The sequence below is a fragment of the Vibrio sp. MMG023 genome, assembly GCF_021654215.1.
Classification (GTDB): Bacteria; Pseudomonadota; Gammaproteobacteria; order Enterobacterales; family Vibrionaceae; genus Vibrio; species Vibrio jasicida.
In genome coordinates, this window is the sequence record NZ_JAKFZP010000014.1 from 1 (window position 1) to 17933 (window position 17933).

The 17933-nt window shown below is 45.6% G+C and carries 17 protein-coding genes and 1 riboswitch; of the genes, 5 read left to right on the plus strand and 12 right to left on the minus strand.

Features of this window, described 5'->3' with window-relative positions:
* Positions 1-172: 172 nt before the first annotated feature.
* Positions 173-628, plus strand: a complete 456-nt coding sequence (locus tag L1076_RS25205; protein ID WP_038873069.1) for an RNA-binding protein — start codon at positions 173-175, stop codon at positions 626-628.
* Here the strand turns inward: L1076_RS25205 and murI are convergent.
* The 3 genes from murI to L1076_RS25220 all read right to left on the minus strand — a co-directional run bounded on the left by murI (position 591) and on the right by L1076_RS25220 (position 4079).
* Positions 591-1397 carry a glutamate racemase gene (gene murI, locus L1076_RS25210; protein ID WP_038882251.1) on the minus strand — a complete coding sequence of 269 codons (807 nt, stop codon included), beginning with the start codon at positions 1395-1397 and terminating at the stop codon, positions 591-593. The two genes, L1076_RS25205 and murI, sit on opposite strands and share 38 nt — an antisense overlap.
* 40 nt (positions 1398-1437) lie before the next feature.
* Entirely contained in the window at positions 1438-2121 is a 684-nt protein-coding gene (locus tag L1076_RS25215) for an ATPase (protein ID WP_038882250.1), read from the minus strand.
* A gap of 83 nt (positions 2122-2204) precedes the next feature.
* Entirely contained in the window at positions 2205-4079 is a 1875-nt protein-coding gene (locus L1076_RS25220; protein WP_237304699.1) for a TonB-dependent receptor, read from the minus strand.
* A 57-nt stretch (positions 4080-4136) separates the two neighbouring features.
* A riboswitch (cobalamin riboswitch) is annotated at positions 4137-4338 on the minus strand.
* Between the two features lie 184 nt (positions 4339-4522).
* Between L1076_RS25220 and trmA the strand changes: the two genes are divergently transcribed.
* The gene (trmA, locus tag L1076_RS25225) at positions 4523-5632 is read left to right on the plus strand and encodes a tRNA (uridine(54)-C5)-methyltransferase TrmA (protein WP_038872585.1); all 1110 of its coding nucleotides are present in this window, start codon (positions 4523-4525) and stop codon (positions 5630-5632) included.
* Between the two features lie 64 nt (positions 5633-5696).
* On the opposite strand, the gene L1076_RS25230 is transcribed toward trmA, so the two are convergent.
* Entirely contained in the window at positions 5697-6062 is a 366-nt protein-coding gene (locus tag L1076_RS25230) for a YijD family membrane protein (RefSeq protein ID WP_038872582.1), read from the minus strand.
* Positions 6062-6703, minus strand: coding sequence for an HTH-type transcriptional repressor FabR (gene fabR, locus L1076_RS25235; RefSeq protein WP_010444457.1), 642 nt, complete (start codon positions 6701-6703; stop codon positions 6062-6064). The genes L1076_RS25230 and fabR overlap by 1 nt, the downstream gene beginning before the upstream one ends.
* Positions 6704-6964: 261 nt before the next feature.
* Here fabR and sthA point away from each other — a divergent pair, with 261 nt between their 5' ends.
* On the plus strand, positions 6965-8395 hold the full coding sequence (gene sthA / locus L1076_RS25240) for a Si-specific NAD(P)(+) transhydrogenase (protein ID WP_080869724.1): 1431 nt from the start codon (positions 6965-6967) through the stop codon (positions 8393-8395).
* A 68-nt stretch (positions 8396-8463) separates the two neighbouring features.
* Here sthA and dinF read toward each other — a convergent pair whose 3' ends face one another.
* The 3 genes from dinF to lexA form a co-directional block, all read right to left on the minus strand.
* Complete coding sequence (dinF, locus tag L1076_RS25245) at positions 8464-9807, minus strand: MATE family efflux transporter DinF (protein WP_237304700.1); 1344 nt, start codon at positions 9805-9807, stop codon at positions 8464-8466.
* Positions 9808-10129: 322 nt separating this feature from the next.
* Positions 10130-10924 carry a class I SAM-dependent methyltransferase gene (locus tag L1076_RS25250; protein ID WP_038874562.1) on the minus strand — a complete coding sequence of 265 codons (795 nt, stop codon included), beginning with the start codon at positions 10922-10924 and terminating at the stop codon, positions 10130-10132.
* Between the two features lie 233 nt (positions 10925-11157).
* Positions 11158-11778: a transcriptional repressor LexA gene (lexA, locus tag L1076_RS25255; RefSeq protein ID WP_038872575.1), complete on the minus strand. Its 621-nt coding sequence runs from the start codon at positions 11776-11778 to the stop codon at positions 11158-11160.
* Between the two features lie 368 nt (positions 11779-12146).
* Between lexA and plsB the strand changes: the two genes are divergently transcribed.
* A complete protein-coding gene (gene plsB / locus L1076_RS25260; protein ID WP_038874565.1) occupies positions 12147-14573 on the plus strand; it encodes a glycerol-3-phosphate 1-O-acyltransferase PlsB in 2427 nt (808 codons plus the stop codon).
* Between the two features lie 87 nt (positions 14574-14660).
* On the opposite strand, the gene ubiA is transcribed toward plsB, so the two are convergent.
* Together ubiA and L1076_RS25270 are read right to left on the minus strand one after the other, a co-directional pair.
* The gene (ubiA, locus tag L1076_RS25265; RefSeq protein WP_038872570.1) at positions 14661-15515 is read right to left on the minus strand and encodes a 4-hydroxybenzoate octaprenyltransferase; all 855 of its coding nucleotides are present in this window, start codon (positions 15513-15515) and stop codon (positions 14661-14663) included.
* Positions 15516-16055 carry a chorismate lyase gene (locus L1076_RS25270; protein ID WP_038872568.1) on the minus strand — a complete coding sequence of 180 codons (540 nt, stop codon included), beginning with the start codon at positions 16053-16055 and terminating at the stop codon, positions 15516-15518. It abuts the gene before it with no gap.
* Between the two features lie 153 nt (positions 16056-16208).
* Here L1076_RS25270 and L1076_RS25275 point away from each other — a divergent pair, with 153 nt between their 5' ends.
* Positions 16209-16619 (plus strand): flagellar basal body-associated protein FliL, encoded by a 411-nt coding sequence (locus L1076_RS25275; RefSeq protein ID WP_005438495.1) that lies wholly within the window; start codon positions 16209-16211, stop codon positions 16617-16619.
* 104 nt (positions 16620-16723) lie between these two features.
* Here the strand turns inward: L1076_RS25275 and glpG are convergent, their stop codons facing one another.
* Complete coding sequence (glpG, locus tag L1076_RS25280) at positions 16724-17566, minus strand: rhomboid family intramembrane serine protease GlpG (protein ID WP_237304701.1); 843 nt, start codon at positions 17564-17566, stop codon at positions 16724-16726.
* Positions 17566-17886 (minus strand): thiosulfate sulfurtransferase GlpE, encoded by a 321-nt coding sequence (gene glpE / locus L1076_RS25285; RefSeq protein WP_009701354.1) that lies wholly within the window; start codon positions 17884-17886, stop codon positions 17566-17568. Before glpE ends, glpG begins: the two co-directional genes overlap by 1 nt.
* Positions 17887-17933: the final 47 nt, after the last annotated feature.

Below are 17933 nucleotides of genomic sequence, written 5' to 3' on the forward strand. Positions count from 1 at the left end.
AATTCAAGCGCTCACTTATCCATCAAATGCGTTATATCTGCATATTTCTTCGTCACATTTGAGACATATCACAGCAATTGGTTGGAAAAACACCAACCATATACGTAAGATCCATGTGTCTACTTTGTTAATAGACAGACAATTTCTTTATCATCTATATGTAGTAATCAAAATGACGTCTAAAAAAAATCTGACCTTGTGTGCTGGGTTAGCGGTTATCGGGGGAGTTATCTTCTCTCAATTACCGGTTCCACCAGCCTTGAGCTTTGTTATTGGTGTTGTCGCTACTGCTTTTCTGTTTTCACTTTCTAGCAAGACACCTGTTATTCAACCTTCTGATTCCGATCCTTCGACCAAAACGCTGTATGTCGGCAACTTGCCTTATAAAGCAAATGAGAGTCACGTTCGTGATTTGTTTGCGGAGTATGGGCAGGTTTATGCGGTGCGCTTAATGAAAGACAAACGCACCGGTAAAAGAAGAGGGTTTGGTTTTGTCGTGATGGCCGCGGCTGATGCCAAACCTGCTATCGCGAAACTCAATGAAAAGGAATATATGGAGCGAACTCTGAAAGTTCGAATTGCTAACGACCCTAAACATCCGGATGGCGGTAAACTTGAACAGGATTAAAACCTAGTTCTGCCAGACAGATATTCAGTGCATCTTCTTGCCAAGGAGGTGCACTGGCATAAATTTTCTTGCTCCCTTCCTCTTTACTCTCTTGCTTCATATCACTCATGAGTAACGCTTTTACTCGACGAGCAATCGCTTCACCAGAATCAACTAGCGTGACTTCTCCACCTAACGCTTGATTGATTTCATCTTTAATCAAAGGAAAGTGAGTACAGCCAAGTACTGCAACATCCACTTTATTGCGTAGCGGTAGAAGAATGCTTTCGAGTTCTACTAAAGAGATACTTTCCCCGCGCAGCTTTTCTTCCGCCATATCCACTAAGCGAGTAGAACCTAACAATTCAACAGGTTTTCCTTGAGCAAAATCACGAATTAGCTCATGAGTATACTGACGAGTGACGGTCGCTGGCGTAGCAATGAGCCCGACACCTAGAGAGGCAAGTAAAGAAGCAGGCTTTATTGCTGGGACCACTCCAACCACTGGAATGGATAGATTAGCGCGCAAGGAAGGCAGCACAATGGTACTTGCCGTATTGCACGCAATAACCACGATATCGGCTTGATGCTCTTCCACCAATGCCGCCACTAGCTGATTGACACGAGTGATCAGTACATCTTGATCGAGCTCGCCATATGGATAAGCTTCGTTGTCGAATAGATACAAGTAATCCATGTGTGGAAGAAGTCGGTGGATTTCTTGAAAGACCGATAGCCCTCCAACACCGGAGTCAAACACTAGGACTTTTTTCTTACTTGATGCTCGCACGAGTCTTACCTGCAAATTAGAGACTCGGCGATCATACTGGTTAGATTTGTTTTGGCAATGCTTTGGCTTGGTATCTTTGATGGCTGAATCGCTCCCCTATTTCCACTTCAAGCTTAGTCAATTCTATATGTCCTTGAAATGATGGCGTTGATGTCACCAATGTATGGAATTCACCATTTTCCCCGCAGGGGTCAATATGACCGGGTAATGACTCAATCAGCGCTTTGTCATACCAACGTCCACACCACTCCGACGGTAATACTTCTCCATCGGTGGTGATTAGCATGGTTTGAATACCACGCTCGACAATTTCAAATGCCAATGCCTTGCTCTCTTCCCCCAGTAATGGGAATACACATTCCCAACCGGCAGGCTCAATATAGCTACGTCGATAATCAGCTATACCATTGCAGAACATATCACCAAACGCGACAGCTTCTACATTCAGTCCACTATTTTCCAATGCATGAACGATGGTCGATTGATAAATGTCGTTACTCGGGAATACTTCAGGCAGCTCGATGGTAATGAGCGAAAGACCAAGTAAGTCCGCCTGCATTTGCACAACCTCAAGTGGCGTTGCTTGGAAAGGTACTTCTTTATCAACATAAGTTGTGTACAAGCCAACCACCTGATAATGCGGATTTTCGTTTAGACGCTCTAACGTTAACGTGGAGTCTTTACCACTCGACCAGCTAATCACAACACGTTTTGCCTTTGTCATTTACTTGCCTCGTTACCGATTTACACCAGCTTCTTTGTTCACAATAAGAAAGACCGCCGATGTGGCGGTCTTGTTGGATTCGATTAGAAGCGGTAGTCCGCCGAGACAAAGTACTGACGCCCCGGCGTCGCGTAACCTGAGTACATCTCGTAATCTTTATCGAAGGCATTACTTAGCTTCGCATTAACATCCCAGTTTTGGTTCACCGCGTAAGAAGCGGTGAAGTTCCATAGGCTGTAACTCGATAATCTTGTACTGCCATTAAAACGTTCACCTTGGTAAAGGTACTGTGAGCCCAATGTCCATTGGTCAAACGTCGCGTAAGCATTCCACTTGGCACCACGCTTGGCGCGGTATGCCAGTTGAGTATCTTCTGCACCAGATTTATCGACTGGATCTTTGTAATCTAAGTAAAACTCATGAGAAACGATATCTGTATCGAATTTCACCTCTAGTTCTACACCTTTGATTTCTGCTTCGCCGACATTTTGCATGCCCGCACCTTCCCAAATTAGCATGTTCTCAATTTGGTTGTAGTAACCCGTTACCGTCCAATCAAGGATCGATACAGCTCCCGATAGTGACAGCTCGGTATTTTCTGATTCTTCAGGTTTTAGATTTGGCATTTCGTAACCTGGATAATACAAATCAACAAAGCTCGGAGCTCGGAAAGCTGTACCGTGGCTTAGCGTTAATTCATAACCTTGATAAAACGTCCAACCCGCAGCAGTTTGCCAAGTGGTGTTGTTGCCAAATTGGTTGTTTTCATCGTTACGTACGCTCGCTTCTAACGTCCATACGTCATACGCATATTGAGCAATTGCGCTAGCACCAAAATTGGTTCTTGGGTTCTTTTCTGGGTCGTAATCTTTAGCAGGTCCCCAATCACTTGGGGCAATATAACCTTTGGTTAACTTTTCTGTGCGGTAGTCCAAACCACCACCAACGCTCAGCTCTTCGTTTACGCTGTACGAGTTCAACCAAATCGCATTGAACTGCTCAATAGCAACGTGATCGCCGGTTGATTTGCTTTGACCTGATTTATGGTCATAGTTGTCTTGTTGGCCGTAAGCCAATTTCAACTCAGATGAGTACACGTCTTTGTTGTATTCCAACGACAGATCGGCGCCGACATACTCTACTTCACCAGTTTTCTTCTCGTGCTTATCAACCGTGCCCCATGCAGGATTACCATAACTACTGTTGTCGTAGTCATATTCATTATTGTAAGCACTCAGACCAACGTAGCCTGATAAGTTATCAGAGAAGTTTTGTTGGTAGCCTAGTTTTAGGTTGAGCGTTTCAAAGCCGTGCTCATCGCCATCATTCACACCCGGCAACGGCTTCACATTGAAACCATCGGTTTTCTCGTAGCCTAATACGCCCTTAAAGTGTTTACCTTCACCGACTGGCTTAGAGACAACAAACGTTCCTTTTTTATGATTGTCCGAACCATAACCTGCGGTCACACGACTTGCATCACTATCAATGTTTGCACGAGTAATAATGTTGATTACGCCAGAAATCGCTTCTGAGCCATAAATAGAAGCACGCGCACCACGAATGTAGTCGATACGTTCAATAGAATTGATTGGAAACTGATTAAAATCGACGCCGCCCATTATCGCGCGTGGCATGCGCACACCGTCGACTAAAACAAGAACTTGGGATGAGCTACCACCTCGCACATAAATAGAGGCAGATTGACCACGTCCACCGTACTGAGCAACTTCAACACTCGGTAGTGTACGGAACACATCAAACAGACTGTTTGCTTGCAGGCGCTCAATATCTTCTTTAGTTACCGTAACGGTTTGTGCGAGAACCGCACCATCAATTTGCTGGAATCGGTTTGCGGTAACCACAACCGTTTCGTCTGCAGAGGCTTCTTGGGCCTGTAAATAAAAGGTAGGTGAAAGCAGCGATGCACACGTGATCGCAAGAAACGTTTTTCTCATTGTATTGTCCTAATTCGCGTAATTCCTACCGAGCCCTACTCGTTTTAAGTAGTCCAGTGCTGTGGCTCAGTTGCTGGCAGGTATTCGGACTCAAGAGCATGGCAGTACCACCTAATTGCTCGACTTCCCACATAAACTAATGCAGTGTCTTGATGAGCGTTCGTTCTCTTTTACCGCTGCGCGTCAGTTCTGGATTCTCACCAGATTCCCATTTCAGCCATCTAGATTGCTAGATAGCACCAGCTTGGGGCAAATACTATTAAGCTATTGATTATTTGTCCAGCCAATATTAGCCCTAACAATTGTAACGTTTTGGTTCATTTGCGTATCAACTGACACAGAACACACTATCTTTAAACCAAATAGAGTACAAAACTGGACATACTGTTGAGATTGAATAAAATCTGCGCTCTAAAATTGAATGCACCATAAAAGGTAAGATCATGGCTACTCTTGATGTAAATCCACAACGCTACCAAGAACAACTGGCTGAAAAAGTCGAACGTCTCACGGATATGTTCGCGCCATACAACGTGCCAGAGCTGGAAGTGTTTGAATCACCAGAGCAGCATTACCGTATGCGTGCTGAGTTTCGTGTTTGGCATGAAGGTGAAGACCTGTACTACATCATGTTCGATCAGGAAACTCGTGAGAAATATCGAGTAGACCAATTCCCAGCAGCTAGCCGTCTGATCAACGACCTAATGCCACTCTTAGTGGATGCGATGAAAGATAATGAATCCTTGCGTCGCAAGCTGTTCCAAGTGGATTTTCTATCGACCTTAAGTGGCGAGATTCTGGTTTCACTGCTTTACCATCGCCAACTTGATGAAGAGTGGATTGAAAACGCAAAAGCACTTAAGCAACGTTTAAATGATGAAGGCTTCAACCTAAACATCATTGGTCGTGCTCGTAAGATGAAGATTGTCTTAGACCGCGACTACGTGATCGAAAAGCTGGACGTAAACGGTCAAAGCTACATTTACCAGCAGGTTGAAAATAGCTTCACACAGCCAAACGGCAAAGTAGCAGAGAAGATGCTGGAATGGGCGGTCGACTGCACTCAAGAAAGCACTGGCGACTTACTAGAGCTTTACTGTGGTAACGGTAACTTCTCTCTGGCGCTGGCACAAAACTTCGACCGCGTTCTTGCAACTGAATTGGCGAAGCCATCTGTGGTTTCTGCGCAATACAACATCGCAGCAAATGAGATTGATAACGTACAAATCCTACGTCTATCAGCAGAAGAATTTACTCAAGCAATCGAAGGTAAACGTGAATTCCGCCGCCTACAAGATGCAGGAGTGGATCTAAAGAGCTACAACTGCAACACGATTTTTGTCGATCCACCACGCTCAGGTATGGATGTCGACACTTGTAAGATGGTGCAAGGTTACGAGCGCATCATGTACATCTCTTGTAATCCTGATACTTTGAAAGAGAACTTGGACATTCTATGTGAAACGCACAACGTGACTCGTTTTGCTCTGTTTGACCAGTTCCCTTACACACACCATATGGAAGCGGGCGTTTTACTAGAACGTAAAGCGTAATCCACCAGCGTCAAATACAAAAAAAGCGAGCTCATTGGCTCGCTTTTTATTGAATTTGTTTTGCTTATTCAGCAGAAGCTTTCTTCTCCATAAAGCCCAGCTTTTTACCAACCCAAGCCAACAGAATCATTGAAACCAGAATCGCGAAGAAGTTAGAGCCGGCTTCTGGGTATTGTGCTTTGATGAAAGCAGAGTGGCCAAATGCACCAACAAAGAAACACGCCAAACCAACTAGCGGGATATCTTCTGATACAGGGTTGTTAAGGTATTCTTGGTAAAGCGCCTGTACTGCTAGCACGAGTGCAATCAAAGGGAAGATTGAGAAAGATACTTCACTCATGGTCAACCATGACAATAAAGCATCACCACACATACCTGCAACCAGTGCCAAAATCAGCGTTTTCTTTTCAGATTTATTTCCATTCGACATTATTCTATCCCGCCTTTTAATCGGTTACGTTCACGTTCTTTGCGATACCAATAGGCCCCTTTGGCTATCATTCGCAATTGCATGATCAATCGCTCGGCGAGTTCATCGCGCTCGCGTCGATCTAAATCTAAAACTTCAGCACCAGAACTGAATACCAAAGTGACTGACGCTTCTGCTTGAGTAAACGCTTCTTCTTTGGTCATGCCAGTGCTTATTAAATACTCGGTTAATTCTGCCGCAAAATGCTGGATTTCTCGAGCGACGGCAGTACGAAATTCAGAAGAAGTGCCAGAGCGCTCACGCAACAATAAGCGGAATACGTTAGGACTACTTTCAATGAATTCCATGAAGGTTTCAACCGAAGTTCGAATCACACTGCCTTCTTTGACAATACGCTGACGCGCTTGGCGCATTAGCTGGCGTAACAACAAACCGCCTTCATCTACCATGGTTAAGCCAAGCTCATCCATGTCTTTGAAGTGACGATAAAAAGAAGTTGGCGCAATTCCAGCCTCTCGGGCGACTTCTCGCAAGCTGAGATTAGAAAAGCTGCGGTCCGCACTGAGTTGATTAAATGCCGCATCGATCAGTGATCGACGTGTTTTTTCTTTTTGCTGCGCGCGGATTCCCATCGATTTCATTCTTAAACTTGCTCTTTTTCTATCGGGTACAAGAACCTCAATATAACGCATATCGACCCCACGTATAAAGTAACGTTGTCTGCCAATAAGCGGCGAGCACGTTACTACTGGCATGCATCCAATTGCAATCCTCTCCATCCAAATAGTAGACATGCAACATACCAATTCGTTCTTTTGGTTGATTCTGCGTGATCACTTCCACTCTCTAGTCGGCATAACATGTTCCTCCTAGAGTAAATGAGTTAAAATCCCGCTACAGCAATGTTAAACAAATATAACAAGGAAGACATCATGGCGCATGCTAATCACTATGACGTGATCGTAATTGGTAGTGGCCCGGGCGGAGAAGGGGCGGCAATGGGGTTAACCAAAGCAGGCCTAAATGTTGCCATCGTAGAAAAGGAAAGCAGTGTTGGTGGCGGTTGTACGCACTGGGGAACCATACCATCTAAAGCATTGCGTCACGCCGTTAGCCGAATCATTGAATTCAATAGCAACCCGCTATTCTGTCGTAATAACACCAGCCTTCATGCAACATTTTCTGACATTTTAGGCCACGCAAAATCGGTCATCGACAAGCAAACGCGACTTCGTCAGGGCTTTTATGATCGCAACTCATGTTCGTTATTATTCGGCACTGCGCGTTTTATCGATAATTACTCCATTGCCGTGATGCAAAGTGACGGGACAGAAGAAATCTATTCGGCAGATAAGTTCGTCATCGCCACGGGCTCCCGCCCTTACCAACCGAACGACGTCGACTTCTTGCACGAACGCATCTACGACAGCGACTCCATCCTGAGTCTGAAACACGACCCTCGCCACATCATCATTTACGGTGCGGGCGTGATTGGCTGTGAATACGCATCTATTTTCCGCGGTTTAGGCGTGAAGACCGACTTGATTAACACTCGCGACCGTCTGCTCTCTTTCTTAGATAACGAAGTCTCAGATGCATTGTCTTACCACTTCTGGAACAGCGGCGTGGTAATTCGTAACGATGAAACATTCGAGAAAATTGAAGGCACCGAAGATGGCGTTATCGTACATCTTCAATCGGGTAAGAAGATGAAAGCCGATTGCCTACTGTATGCTAACGGTCGAACGGGTAACACAGACAAACTCAACTTACCTGCGGTTGGACTTGAAGGTGATTCACGCGGACAACTCAAAGTAGATGGTAACTACCGTACAGAAGTGGAACACATCTACGCAGTCGGTGATGTGATTGGCTACCCTAGCCTAGCGAGTGCAGCGTATGACCAAGGTCGTTTCGTGGCACAAGCCATCACTAAAGGACAAGCTGACGGCAATCTGATTGATGACATCCCAACAGGTATCTACACCATTCCAGAAATCAGCTCAGTGGGTAAAACCGAACAAGAACTGACTGCGGCGAAAGTGCCTTACGAAGTGGGACGATCTTCGTTCAAACATCTCGCTCGTGCACAGATTGCAGGTAAAGACATCGGCAGCTTGAAAATCCTCTTCCATCGTGAAACCAAAGAGATTCTTGGTATTCACTGCTTTGGTGAGCGCGCTGCGGAAATCATCCACATCGGTCAGGCCATCATGGAACAAAAAGGTGAAGCCAATACGATTGAATACTTCGTCAATACCACCTTTAACTACCCGACGATGGCAGAAGCCTATCGCGTAGCGGCACTGAACGGTTTGAACCGATTATTCTAATTCAATTGGGTTGCCATGATCCAAAAGCTAAAACAGCAGGTCTCGACCTGCTGTTTTTTTATGTGTAACTAGACAAGAAAGCGTCCCTTGCGCCATTGATAGAAAAAGATAGCGCCGAGTCCAACCCCTCGCATTGCCATGAAACTGGTCATCGCAAACCATAGCGCATGGTTTTGCCAGCCAGAGAACAAAAAGAATATCGCGAAGAAACAGCAAGTCGCCACAAACATACTGTTTCGCATGTCTTTACCTTTGGTGGCACCAACAAAAATGCCATCAAACAGGAAGCACCACATCGATGCCAATGGCATGACCACCAGCCATGGTAAATATACCGAAGCTTGCTGCTGCACCGCGTCAATCGAAGTGATCATGGCGATCAAGTGCGATCCCGCCAAACCAAATACCGCTGTCAAACCTAAACAGATGATCAGGCTCCAAAAGAAAGTACCAATCAGCGAAGCACTGAGTTGCGCTCGGTCTTTGGCGCCAATCGCTTTGCCAACCATGGCTTCCATGGCGTAAGCGAAACCGTCCATGCCATAGGAAATCATCATCAAGAAACTCATCAATACCGCATTAGCCGCAACTACATCATCACCAAAACTCGCACCTTGAAAAGTCATAAAGCTGAACGTGGCTTGTAAACAGAGCGAGCGTAAGAAGATATCGCGATTGAGTTTTACGAACCGCCCTAGCCCATGTTGAGTATCGGTTAGCAGGCTCTTAGGAGATGGTAACTGACGTGCACGCCATGTTTTCCACACACACATCAAGCCAAACGCCATACCTGAGTAATCAGCAATCACCGACGCTAGCGCTGCACCTTCTACTTTCCAGCCCAAGCCAATCACAAACAGTAAATCGAGCGCGATGTTGGTCACGTTGGTGATGATCACCATCCACATTGGTGCTTTGGAATTTTGTGTTCCAAGCAGCCAACCCAACAAAACAAAGTTCATCAGTGCAGCAGGTGCACTCCATACGCGGATAGAGAAATATTGCATGCCGTAGTGCTTCACTTCAGCACTGGCATCACTCCAACCAAAGATCAGGTCCGCGATTGGGTTATGAGCAATAAGAAAGACCAACGCAAACAACAATGCCATTAGTGAGCCTTGCATAAGCACCAAAGCGAGTTGTTTTCGGTCTTCACCGCCATAAGACTGCGCCGCCAACCCTGTAGTCGACATACGTAAGAAACCAAGCAACCAAAACGTCACGCTGATCATGGTGCTACCAAGCGCAACACCGCCGAGATACCAAGCGTGTTCAAGGTGACCGATCACCGCAGCGTCAACCAAGCCCAATAGTGGAACAGTAATATTCGAAAGCACCATAGGGATAGCGAGCGCTAACACTTGGCGATGTACTTGAGGATTCGATAAAGGAGAGAAGATAGAGTTTGTCACAGGCACCTCGTTGTTTAGATCAGCGAGTGTACCTGAGTACTAAGGGTCTGTTGACCTTTAGAGCTTATTTTTGCAGCTATTTGTGGGTTCTTACTATTCACTCAAAAAAAGAAAAAAGTTTGAAATACAGCAACTCAGTACAGGAGAGCCACAAAGCTGCCAAAGGGTTCGAGCTGGGCGCCCCCACTAAAAGCGCTTTACTCTTTGTTGATAGGTCATTGCTTAGAGTGACTAGGCAGCTAACCTATCGTCGCGATTAAAACGCTTTTATCTCGAACAAAATTTAACCGCAAAAGGTAAACAGACCCTCGTGCCTAGCCAATTACCACTTGATGTGAACGAGGACTGGCGTGAGGCGATGCTTTAACATTGGGATTTTATTCAGCCAACGTTGCCATGCTTTCCAACGTGAACAGAATCGGTCGAATGGTGAGAAGGCTTTTACCCATTGTGCCCATGGTAACCAATGCAAGACTTGCTCTGCCGGAGCTTCAAAACCGTGAGCATAAGTGTCCGAGCCAAGTTTTTGGCCCCATTTACTTTCAGTTAGGTCGCCGGCAAGCACCATACACACTTCTGCCGAAACGAAATGACGACCCAATGTCTGAATAAAGGTCGCAACGCGCGATTCATCGCAATCGAGTAAAGCCATCTCACACAGGATCAGTACTGGTGCTTTTTCAGGAATGCGCACCTCGTCTAACCAGCTCATGTCTTCTACGCTGCCGCAACGATGCTCGTAACGTTCGTTTTTGTGGAACAATCGCTGACGCCAAACCAGATTCTCGGTGACATCCAGTTCAATCCAATGACAACGACCATTGTCCAAACGGTAGAAGCGCGTATCTAAGCCCGCACCTACGTTGATGATCCAAGCGTCTGAGTGTTGTTGAAGAAAGTGACTGACCTGCTGATCGCACAACTGAGTTAAAGTCACGTGCAGCAGCTGCTTCTGATCGACGTCGCCACTGATGCAATCTGGTGCCATTTTGCAGCTCAAGCACGCTTTTGCAGCGATCGGATCGTACACCAAGCCGTTATCGACCAAGCTTTCGCGGCTACGCAAAAACAACGGTTTCAACAGATGATTAGGTACGTGATGTTGAGGCTTGGACATGGGCATTTCCTTGCGCCGAAAAGAAAATGGTTAAATAGAACTAGATGATAATAAATCTCAATATCACTTGCAAGTTTTAACGCAACAGCCAAACGCTCTGAATCAGTGCGAGCGTAACTATGCTTGGAAGAAAAGAAATATGCTTTGAAGAAAATCAAAATGGGAAAGAAAGCGCAGAAAACATAAAGCCCAGCAGAGCGCTGGGCTTTATTAGAATGCTTGAGGTAAGAAACCTACATCCAGTCAGTGTTACGGATGATACCCACTGCTAGACCTTCGATCGTCAAGTGTTGCGATGTTAGATCAACTTGAATTGGTGAAAACTCTTCGTTCTCTGCGTGCAGAAGTACTGTAGAGCCTTTACGCTCTAGACGCTTCACTGTCACATCATCATCAACACGCGCAACCACAACTTGACCGTCGCGTACGTCTTGAGTTTTATGCACAGCCAGCAAATCGCCGTCCATGATACCGATGTCTCTCATACTTTCGCCGTTTACGCGAAGTAAGAAGTCTGCTTTGGGTTTGAACATAGCAGGATCCACTTGGTAGTGAGACTCCACATGCTCTTGAGCCAAAATCGGCTCACCAGCAGCAACTTGACCAATCAAAGGCAGACCTTGATCGTCGTTTGCAGCATCTTCAAGTAGGATTCGGATCCCGCGAGATGCGCCTGGGATAATTTCAATCGCTTGTTTACGAGCAAGCGCTTTTAGGTGTTCTTCCGCGGCATTCGCAGAACGGAAGCCAAGCTCACGCGCAATCTCTGCACGAGTTGGTGGCATTCCGGTGTCTTCGATTTTGCTTTTAATCAAATCGAAGACTTGTTGTTGGCGTGGCGTTAACGGCTTCATATGTCACCTGTCTTTTTATACAGTTAACTGTGAGTATATCCAGTAAATGAACAAATGAAAACCCAATTGGTTGTTTTTTAATTTATTTCCGACGCTTTATGAACGCCACCACAAACCTCAAGTTAACTAGCGTTTTAAACAGCAAAGATTTCCTTAGTCTAAAGAAAGCAACAACCTATGGGTTCGACTAATTTCCACTCAATAAAATTAAAAGGTTTGACCAGTTTCTGTTATCCTTGCAGCGCTTAAAATTTATCGCCTAGGCTTATTTCTATAGCCGTACCTATTTCTTTTCCTGTTGATGAAAAGGAAGCGGACACTGAAATAAGGTTAGGCTTGTTTGAATACCTATTGAGGCTGTGAACTTTATGTCTTCTGGACAATCATTTTCACGTTCATTACTAAAACTACCTTTATCGGTAATGGTAAAGGGCACCACAATTCCATCGAACCCGATTGATGATCTCAACATCGATCTAACGAAGCCAATTGTTTATGCCTTACCATTTCGTTCGAACGTGGATTTGCTGACATTACAAAAACAAGCGATGAGTCTTGGTCTACCTGACCCACTCAGTCCGCTAGAAATTAATGGCAAAACCCTTACTCGCTACGTATTTATTGCTTCACGTCCAACAGTGATGAGCAATGATAATGATGTACCGAGCGAATCAGTCTCTCTATTTACTGAACTACTTGAGCTGCACCAGCTCGATAGTGAATTAGACGTACAAATGATCCCTGCCACCGTACTTTGGGGTCGTAAGCCTGGTAAAGAAGAAAACCACAAACCGTACCTTCAACCAATGAATGGGCCACAAAAAGCGAAAGCGGTAATGGGTGCTGGTCGTGACTGTTTGGTGCGTTTTAGCCCCGTAGTATCACTGCGCTACATGGCGGATTCTCACGGTACAGACAGCGCCATTGCGCATAAGCTGGCGCGCGTGGCTCGTATTCACTTCTCTCGTCAAAAGCTTGCCGCCTCGGGGCCGAACTTGCCACAACGCCAAGTGTTGTTCGCACGTCTAATGAAATCCCCTGCGATTGAAAAAGCGATTGAAGACGAAGCACAAAGCAAAGACATCTCGATTGAAAAAGCGCGCAAAGAAGCGCACAGCATCATGGATGAAATTGCAGCGGACTTCTCGTACGGTTTGGTGAAAAACGGCGATCGTATTCTTGGCTGGTTGTGGACGAAGCTGTACCAAGGTCTGCACATCAACAACGCTTCGACCGTTCGTCGTCTAGCGCAAGATGGCCATGAGATCGTGTATGTACCATGTCACCGCAGTCACATGGACTACCTGCTGCTTTCTTACGTTTTGTACCATGAAGGTATGGTGCCGCCGCACATTGCTGCTGGTATTAACCTGAACTTCTTCCCTGCGGGCCCAATCTTCCGTCGTGGTGGTGCGTTCTTTATTCGTCGTAGCTTTAAAGGCAACAAGCTGTACTCCACGATTTTCCGTGAGTACCTATCAGAGCTGTTTGCTAAAGGCTACTCGGTTGAGTACTTCAGTGAAGGTGGTCGTTCACGTACTGGTCGTCTGCTGCAAGCAAAAACCGGTATGTTGGCAATGACGATTCAAGCCATGCTACGCGGTCTAAACCGTCCAGTAACGTTAGTGCCTGTGTACATCGGTTACGAACACGTAATGGAAGTGGGTACTTACGCCAAAGAGCTGCGTGGTTCGCGTAAAGAGAAAGAGAACGCAGGCCTTGTGTTGCGTACTCTACGTAAGCTGCGCAACTTTGGTCTTGGTTACGTGAACTTCGGTGAGCCGATTCAGCTAAACCAATACCTGAATGAACACGCTCCTGAGTGGACGAAAGACATCGATCGCATGGGCGGCAGTAAACCACAATGGATGAACCCAGTGGTGAACGGTCTGGCAAACAAGATGATGACGCACATTAACGATGCGGCTGCGACTAACGCTCTAACTCTATGTGCGACCGCGCTGTTGGCTTCTCGTCAGCGTGCATTATCTCGTGACTCTCTGATCAACCAGATTGAATGCTACCTGAAGTTACTTAAGAACAACCCATATTCAAACACTTCAACAATTCCAACAGAAACGGCTGAAGAGTTGGTGGATCACGCTATCTCACTTGATAAGTTTGTGATTGAAACCGACACCATGGGTGACATCATTTCGCTGGATCGTAGCCAGTCGATTCTGATGACTTACTACCGCAACAACATCATTCACTTGTTCGCTCTACCTTCATTGATTGCTCAGATGATCATTCGTCAGCGCAACGTGACCGTAGAAAAGATTCAAGAGAACGTTGCTCAAATCTACCCGTTCCTGAAGAAAGAGCTGTTCTTAAGCTATAAGGAAGAGGATTTGAATGAGCTTGTGGTTAAGACGTTGAACGAGTTCATTGAGCAGAAGATGGTTTGCCAAGACGGCGATAAACTGGAAATCAACCAGTCAAACAACCAATCCTTGGTATTGTTGGGCCGTACTATCACCGAAACACTGCAACGCTACTCAATTGCAATGAACCTGCTCGTTGCAGACCAAGAACTTGGCAAATCTGACCTTGAACAGAAGAGCCAAGACATTGCACAGCGTTTGGGTCGTTTACACGGTATTAACGCGCCAGAGTTCTTCGACAAAGGTGTTTTCACTGCAATGTTCAATACATTGAAAGAACAACAGTACTTAGATTGTGATGGTAACTGTGACCTCGAAAAGACACAGCAATTTGCCAAACTGCTGTTTGTTCTACTTTATCCAGAAGTGAAGCTCACCATCGAAGAGAGCATCCACCAACTTCATGCATAAATAGCAGAACCTTGATACAAACAGAAAAGGCATCCAATTGGATGCCTTTTTCATATCAGGACTGATAACAGAGCGTTTTCTGAGCGCTTACCAAAATGCGATAAACAACCCAAGAGCGACCACCATTCCAACATAATTATTGTTGAGGAAAGCTTTAAAACATAAATCGCGATCGCGATGACGAATCAAATGCTGTTGGTAAACAAACAACGAAGCGGCCACCAAAATCATCCAATAGTAACTTTGACCAAGTTCATAGTGTTGGCCTAACAACACCAACATTGCCAGCGTAATGAGCTGTAAGATCCCAACCACCAACTTATCGTGACGACCAAACAAAATCGCCGTTGATTTGATGCCAATCTTCAAATCGTCATCGCGGTCAACCATTGCATATTGGGTATCATAAGCAATAGTCCACAGTGCGTTAATCGCAAAGACAAACCATACAATCCAAGGCAGTTCACCAGTTTGTGCTGCCCATGCCATCGGGATTGCCCAGCTAAATGCTAAGCCTAAAAATAGTTGTGGTAAGTGGGTATAACGCTTCATGAATGGGTAGATGAAGGCTAAGAAGATGCCCGCAAACGAAAGTTGAATCGTTAGTGGGTTCATGGTGAGGACGAGTAAGAAAGAACTCACACCTAATACTAAAAACAGGCCAATGGCCTCTTTTGATGTCACCTTACCTGAGGGTAATGGGCGTTGCTTGGTGCGCTTTACATGGCCGTCAACCTTACGGTCAGCAAAATCATTAATCACGCATCCTGCACTGCGCATCAGAAATACGCCCAGCACAAAAACAATCAGAACGTTCCAACTAGGCATGCCTTGAGCGGCGATGACAAGCGCCCAGACTGTTGGCCACAAGAGCAATAGTGAGCCAATTGGACGATCCATTCGCATCAGTTGCCAATATGCTTTGGCTTTTTCTGCGGACATTTACACCTTCTCCTTAGCGTAAACTGGTGAATTAGGTAAGAAAACCTCGGCAACCAACATCGGCTTGTGATTCATCCACAATCGTGAGCGACGCGCCAAAAAACGGCCATGAGGTAGATTTACCCAGCCCATCTGTAATGCGTCACGCTCGACATTGTCAGCGCTAAATACTGTTAAGCCCAGCGGGATATCACCTTGCTGAGCCAAGTCATATTGCTGATCGACCAAAGTTGTACGTGGGATAAGCGTGCGTCCAATGACCCAATCCGTATTGTCTCCACATAAAATCACCTCTCTCAATAGGCAATCTTGCTCAGACAATAGCTGGCTCTCATCCTGTTTTAACGTCTTAGCAGTGACGATCTGATTATGCAGCAATTCCACCGTTAAACGTTGGCAGTGCTGACCTAAACGACGTGACAAAGAGCCCTGTTCTTCAAGCCAATGCTTGGCGAATTCGTTAGGGAATTCAAATTCTTCGGGGTTTTGCCACTCTACTTCCAATAAAGAAGTAAGATATAGTGATATCGGCTGATTCATACTAGTATTCAATTGGTGGCTTTATGCGTACAATAAAGCAACAACTTACCGTCTTATTGAAACTGTAAGTTCCGTTATTTGTTTTAGACGGTCTATTGTACCAAGACTGAAGCGATTCGAATATCGCGATCCAGAGAAAGAAAAGTTAGAAATATGTACAAACGTTATGTAGCCCAAATTATTTTCGCGCTAAGTCTGCTTATTTCAGCACCAAGTTGGGCTGAATCAGAAGAAGCTGCACCTAAGTTAGCCTACTTCACGCTAGAACCCGATTTGACCACAAACTTCTACACCAAAGGCAATAAACTGGGTTATGTGCAAGTACGTATCGACATCATGGTCATGAGCCAACAGGACCTTGCGGTTGTAGAACATCACCAACCACTGATCCGCGATGCGGTGATTGAGCTTCTAGGCAAGCAAACAGAAGATACGATTAAGTCTTTGTCTGGCCGTGAAGATCTGCGCAAAACTCTAGTGAAAGAGCTTAACGAGACCTTGCTGCCAGAGACTGGCAAAACCATCATTGCTGATTTGCTGTTTACCAAATACCTTTATCAATAGTGTGAACAGCTAAAGCTGACGAACTCATATCGATAAATGAAAGACAGATAAACAAAAGACCGCCAATTGGCGGTCTTTTTTGTTGGTATCTATAAATCAATAACTCAGGAGGCTTGTTGGTATTTCTGCTTACCGGAATCAAACAGCGCAATCGCCATACCTGAAAGCAAACCCACCAAGTGTGCCGTATTAGCAATCGCCATAAATGGCTGAACAAAACCAAGCACTAGCCACACCAACATAAAGCCAATAATAGGTTTAGGCAGTGTTAAACCGAGATGTGGGCAACGGTAACCAAGGATCCACAAGTAACCAAGCAGCGCATAAACCACACCAGATAAACCACCGAAGTTTGCCCCTTCCACATAAAACTGCCCCGCACCAGATAGTGCCGCAGAGATAAAGAAGATTTGCAGTAACTTACCAGAACTCAAACGGCGCTCGATATCCCCGCCCAATTGCCACCACCACAAGAGGTTGAACACAATATGGGTAACAGAGAAGTGCAGCAGTGCATGACTAACCCAACGCCAGAGCTGCCATTGTTGTCCTTCGAAAGCTGGGAAATGGAGCAGAGCAAACACGCCATCACCAAAACCGAACATCTGCAAAAAGTAGATAATCGTACAAACGGCCATGATCAATAAGGTCACGGGGCCCGCTTTGGCTTTCACCATGCCCATGATGCTCGGGCTGGAATAATGGAATTTACTCTTACGAGTATCGGCAACGTCCCACGAGGCGGCGCTGTATTTCGAAGCAGAGGGATTCGCTAAAAACTGCTTTAGTTCTGCTTCGACTTCAATTTCATGCTGTGCGTCCGCCAGCCAAAGTGCAAACTGCCCTTCACCTTCTGGCATCATCTGGATATCTATCTTGCGCGATGCCATGTAATCAATGAAGGCTTGCGCCATACGTGGATTATTTAACGTTACCAATCTCTTCATTAACTTCTCACTATCGGTAGTTCTGCTCGTTGCCAGGCTTCAAAGCCACCATCCACAGAGTACACCTGTTCGAAGCCTTGGTTAACCAAATATTGCGCCGCACCTTGACTACTAATGCCGTGGTAGCACATCACTAGGATTGGTTGTTCAAATTCCACATCGTTCATGAAAGGAACGATCGAATCATTAGTCAGATGAAAAGCGGACTCGGCATGCGCCACAGCAAAAGATTGTGGGTCACGAATATCAACAAGCTTTGCTTCACCTTGTTCGAGCAATGCTTGAGCGCCTTGTACATCGATATGTTGAAACTGGTCCATTTACTTTCTCTATGTCGTTTTCGTTATTGACGCCATTGTAACCTATC

Excerpts from the sequence above, each read along its gene's own strand:
- L1076_RS25205 (WP_038873069.1), top strand. The coding sequence starts at position 173 with ATGACGTCTAAAAAAAATCTGACCTTGTGTGCTGGGTTAGCGGTTATC.
- L1076_RS25215 (WP_038882250.1), bottom strand. The coding sequence starts at position 2,121 with ATGACAAAGGCAAAACGTGTTGTGATTAGCTGGTCGAGTGGTAAAGAC.
- L1076_RS25220 (WP_237304699.1), bottom strand. The coding sequence starts at position 4,079 with ATGAGAAAAACGTTTCTTGCGATCACGTGTGCATCGCTGCTTTCACCT.
- trmA (WP_038872585.1), top strand. The coding sequence starts at position 4,523 with ATGGCTACTCTTGATGTAAATCCACAACGCTACCAAGAACAACTGGCT.
- L1076_RS25230 (WP_038872582.1), bottom strand. The coding sequence starts at position 6,062 with ATGTCGAATGGAAATAAATCTGAAAAGAAAACGCTGATTTTGGCACTG.
- fabR (WP_010444457.1), bottom strand. The coding sequence starts at position 6,703 with ATGAAATCGATGGGAATCCGCGCGCAGCAAAAAGAAAAAACACGTCGA.
- sthA (WP_080869724.1), top strand. The coding sequence starts at position 6,965 with ATGTTAAACAAATATAACAAGGAAGACATCATGGCGCATGCTAATCAC.
- L1076_RS25250 (WP_038874562.1), bottom strand. The coding sequence starts at position 10,924 with ATGTCCAAGCCTCAACATCACGTACCTAATCATCTGTTGAAACCGTTG.
- lexA (WP_038872575.1), bottom strand. The coding sequence starts at position 11,778 with ATGAAGCCGTTAACGCCACGCCAACAACAAGTCTTCGATTTGATTAAA.
- plsB (WP_038874565.1), top strand. The coding sequence starts at position 12,147 with ATGTCTTCTGGACAATCATTTTCACGTTCATTACTAAAACTACCTTTA.
- ubiA (WP_038872570.1), bottom strand. The coding sequence starts at position 15,515 with ATGTCCGCAGAAAAAGCCAAAGCATATTGGCAACTGATGCGAATGGAT.
- L1076_RS25270 (WP_038872568.1), bottom strand. The coding sequence starts at position 16,055 with ATGAATCAGCCGATATCACTATATCTTACTTCTTTATTGGAAGTAGAG.
- L1076_RS25275 (WP_005438495.1), top strand. The coding sequence starts at position 16,209 with ATGTACAAACGTTATGTAGCCCAAATTATTTTCGCGCTAAGTCTGCTT.
- glpG (WP_237304701.1), bottom strand. The coding sequence starts at position 17,566 with ATGAAGAGATTGGTAACGTTAAATAATCCACGTATGGCGCAAGCCTTC.
- glpE (WP_009701354.1), bottom strand. The coding sequence starts at position 17,886 with ATGGACCAGTTTCAACATATCGATGTACAAGGCGCTCAAGCATTGCTC.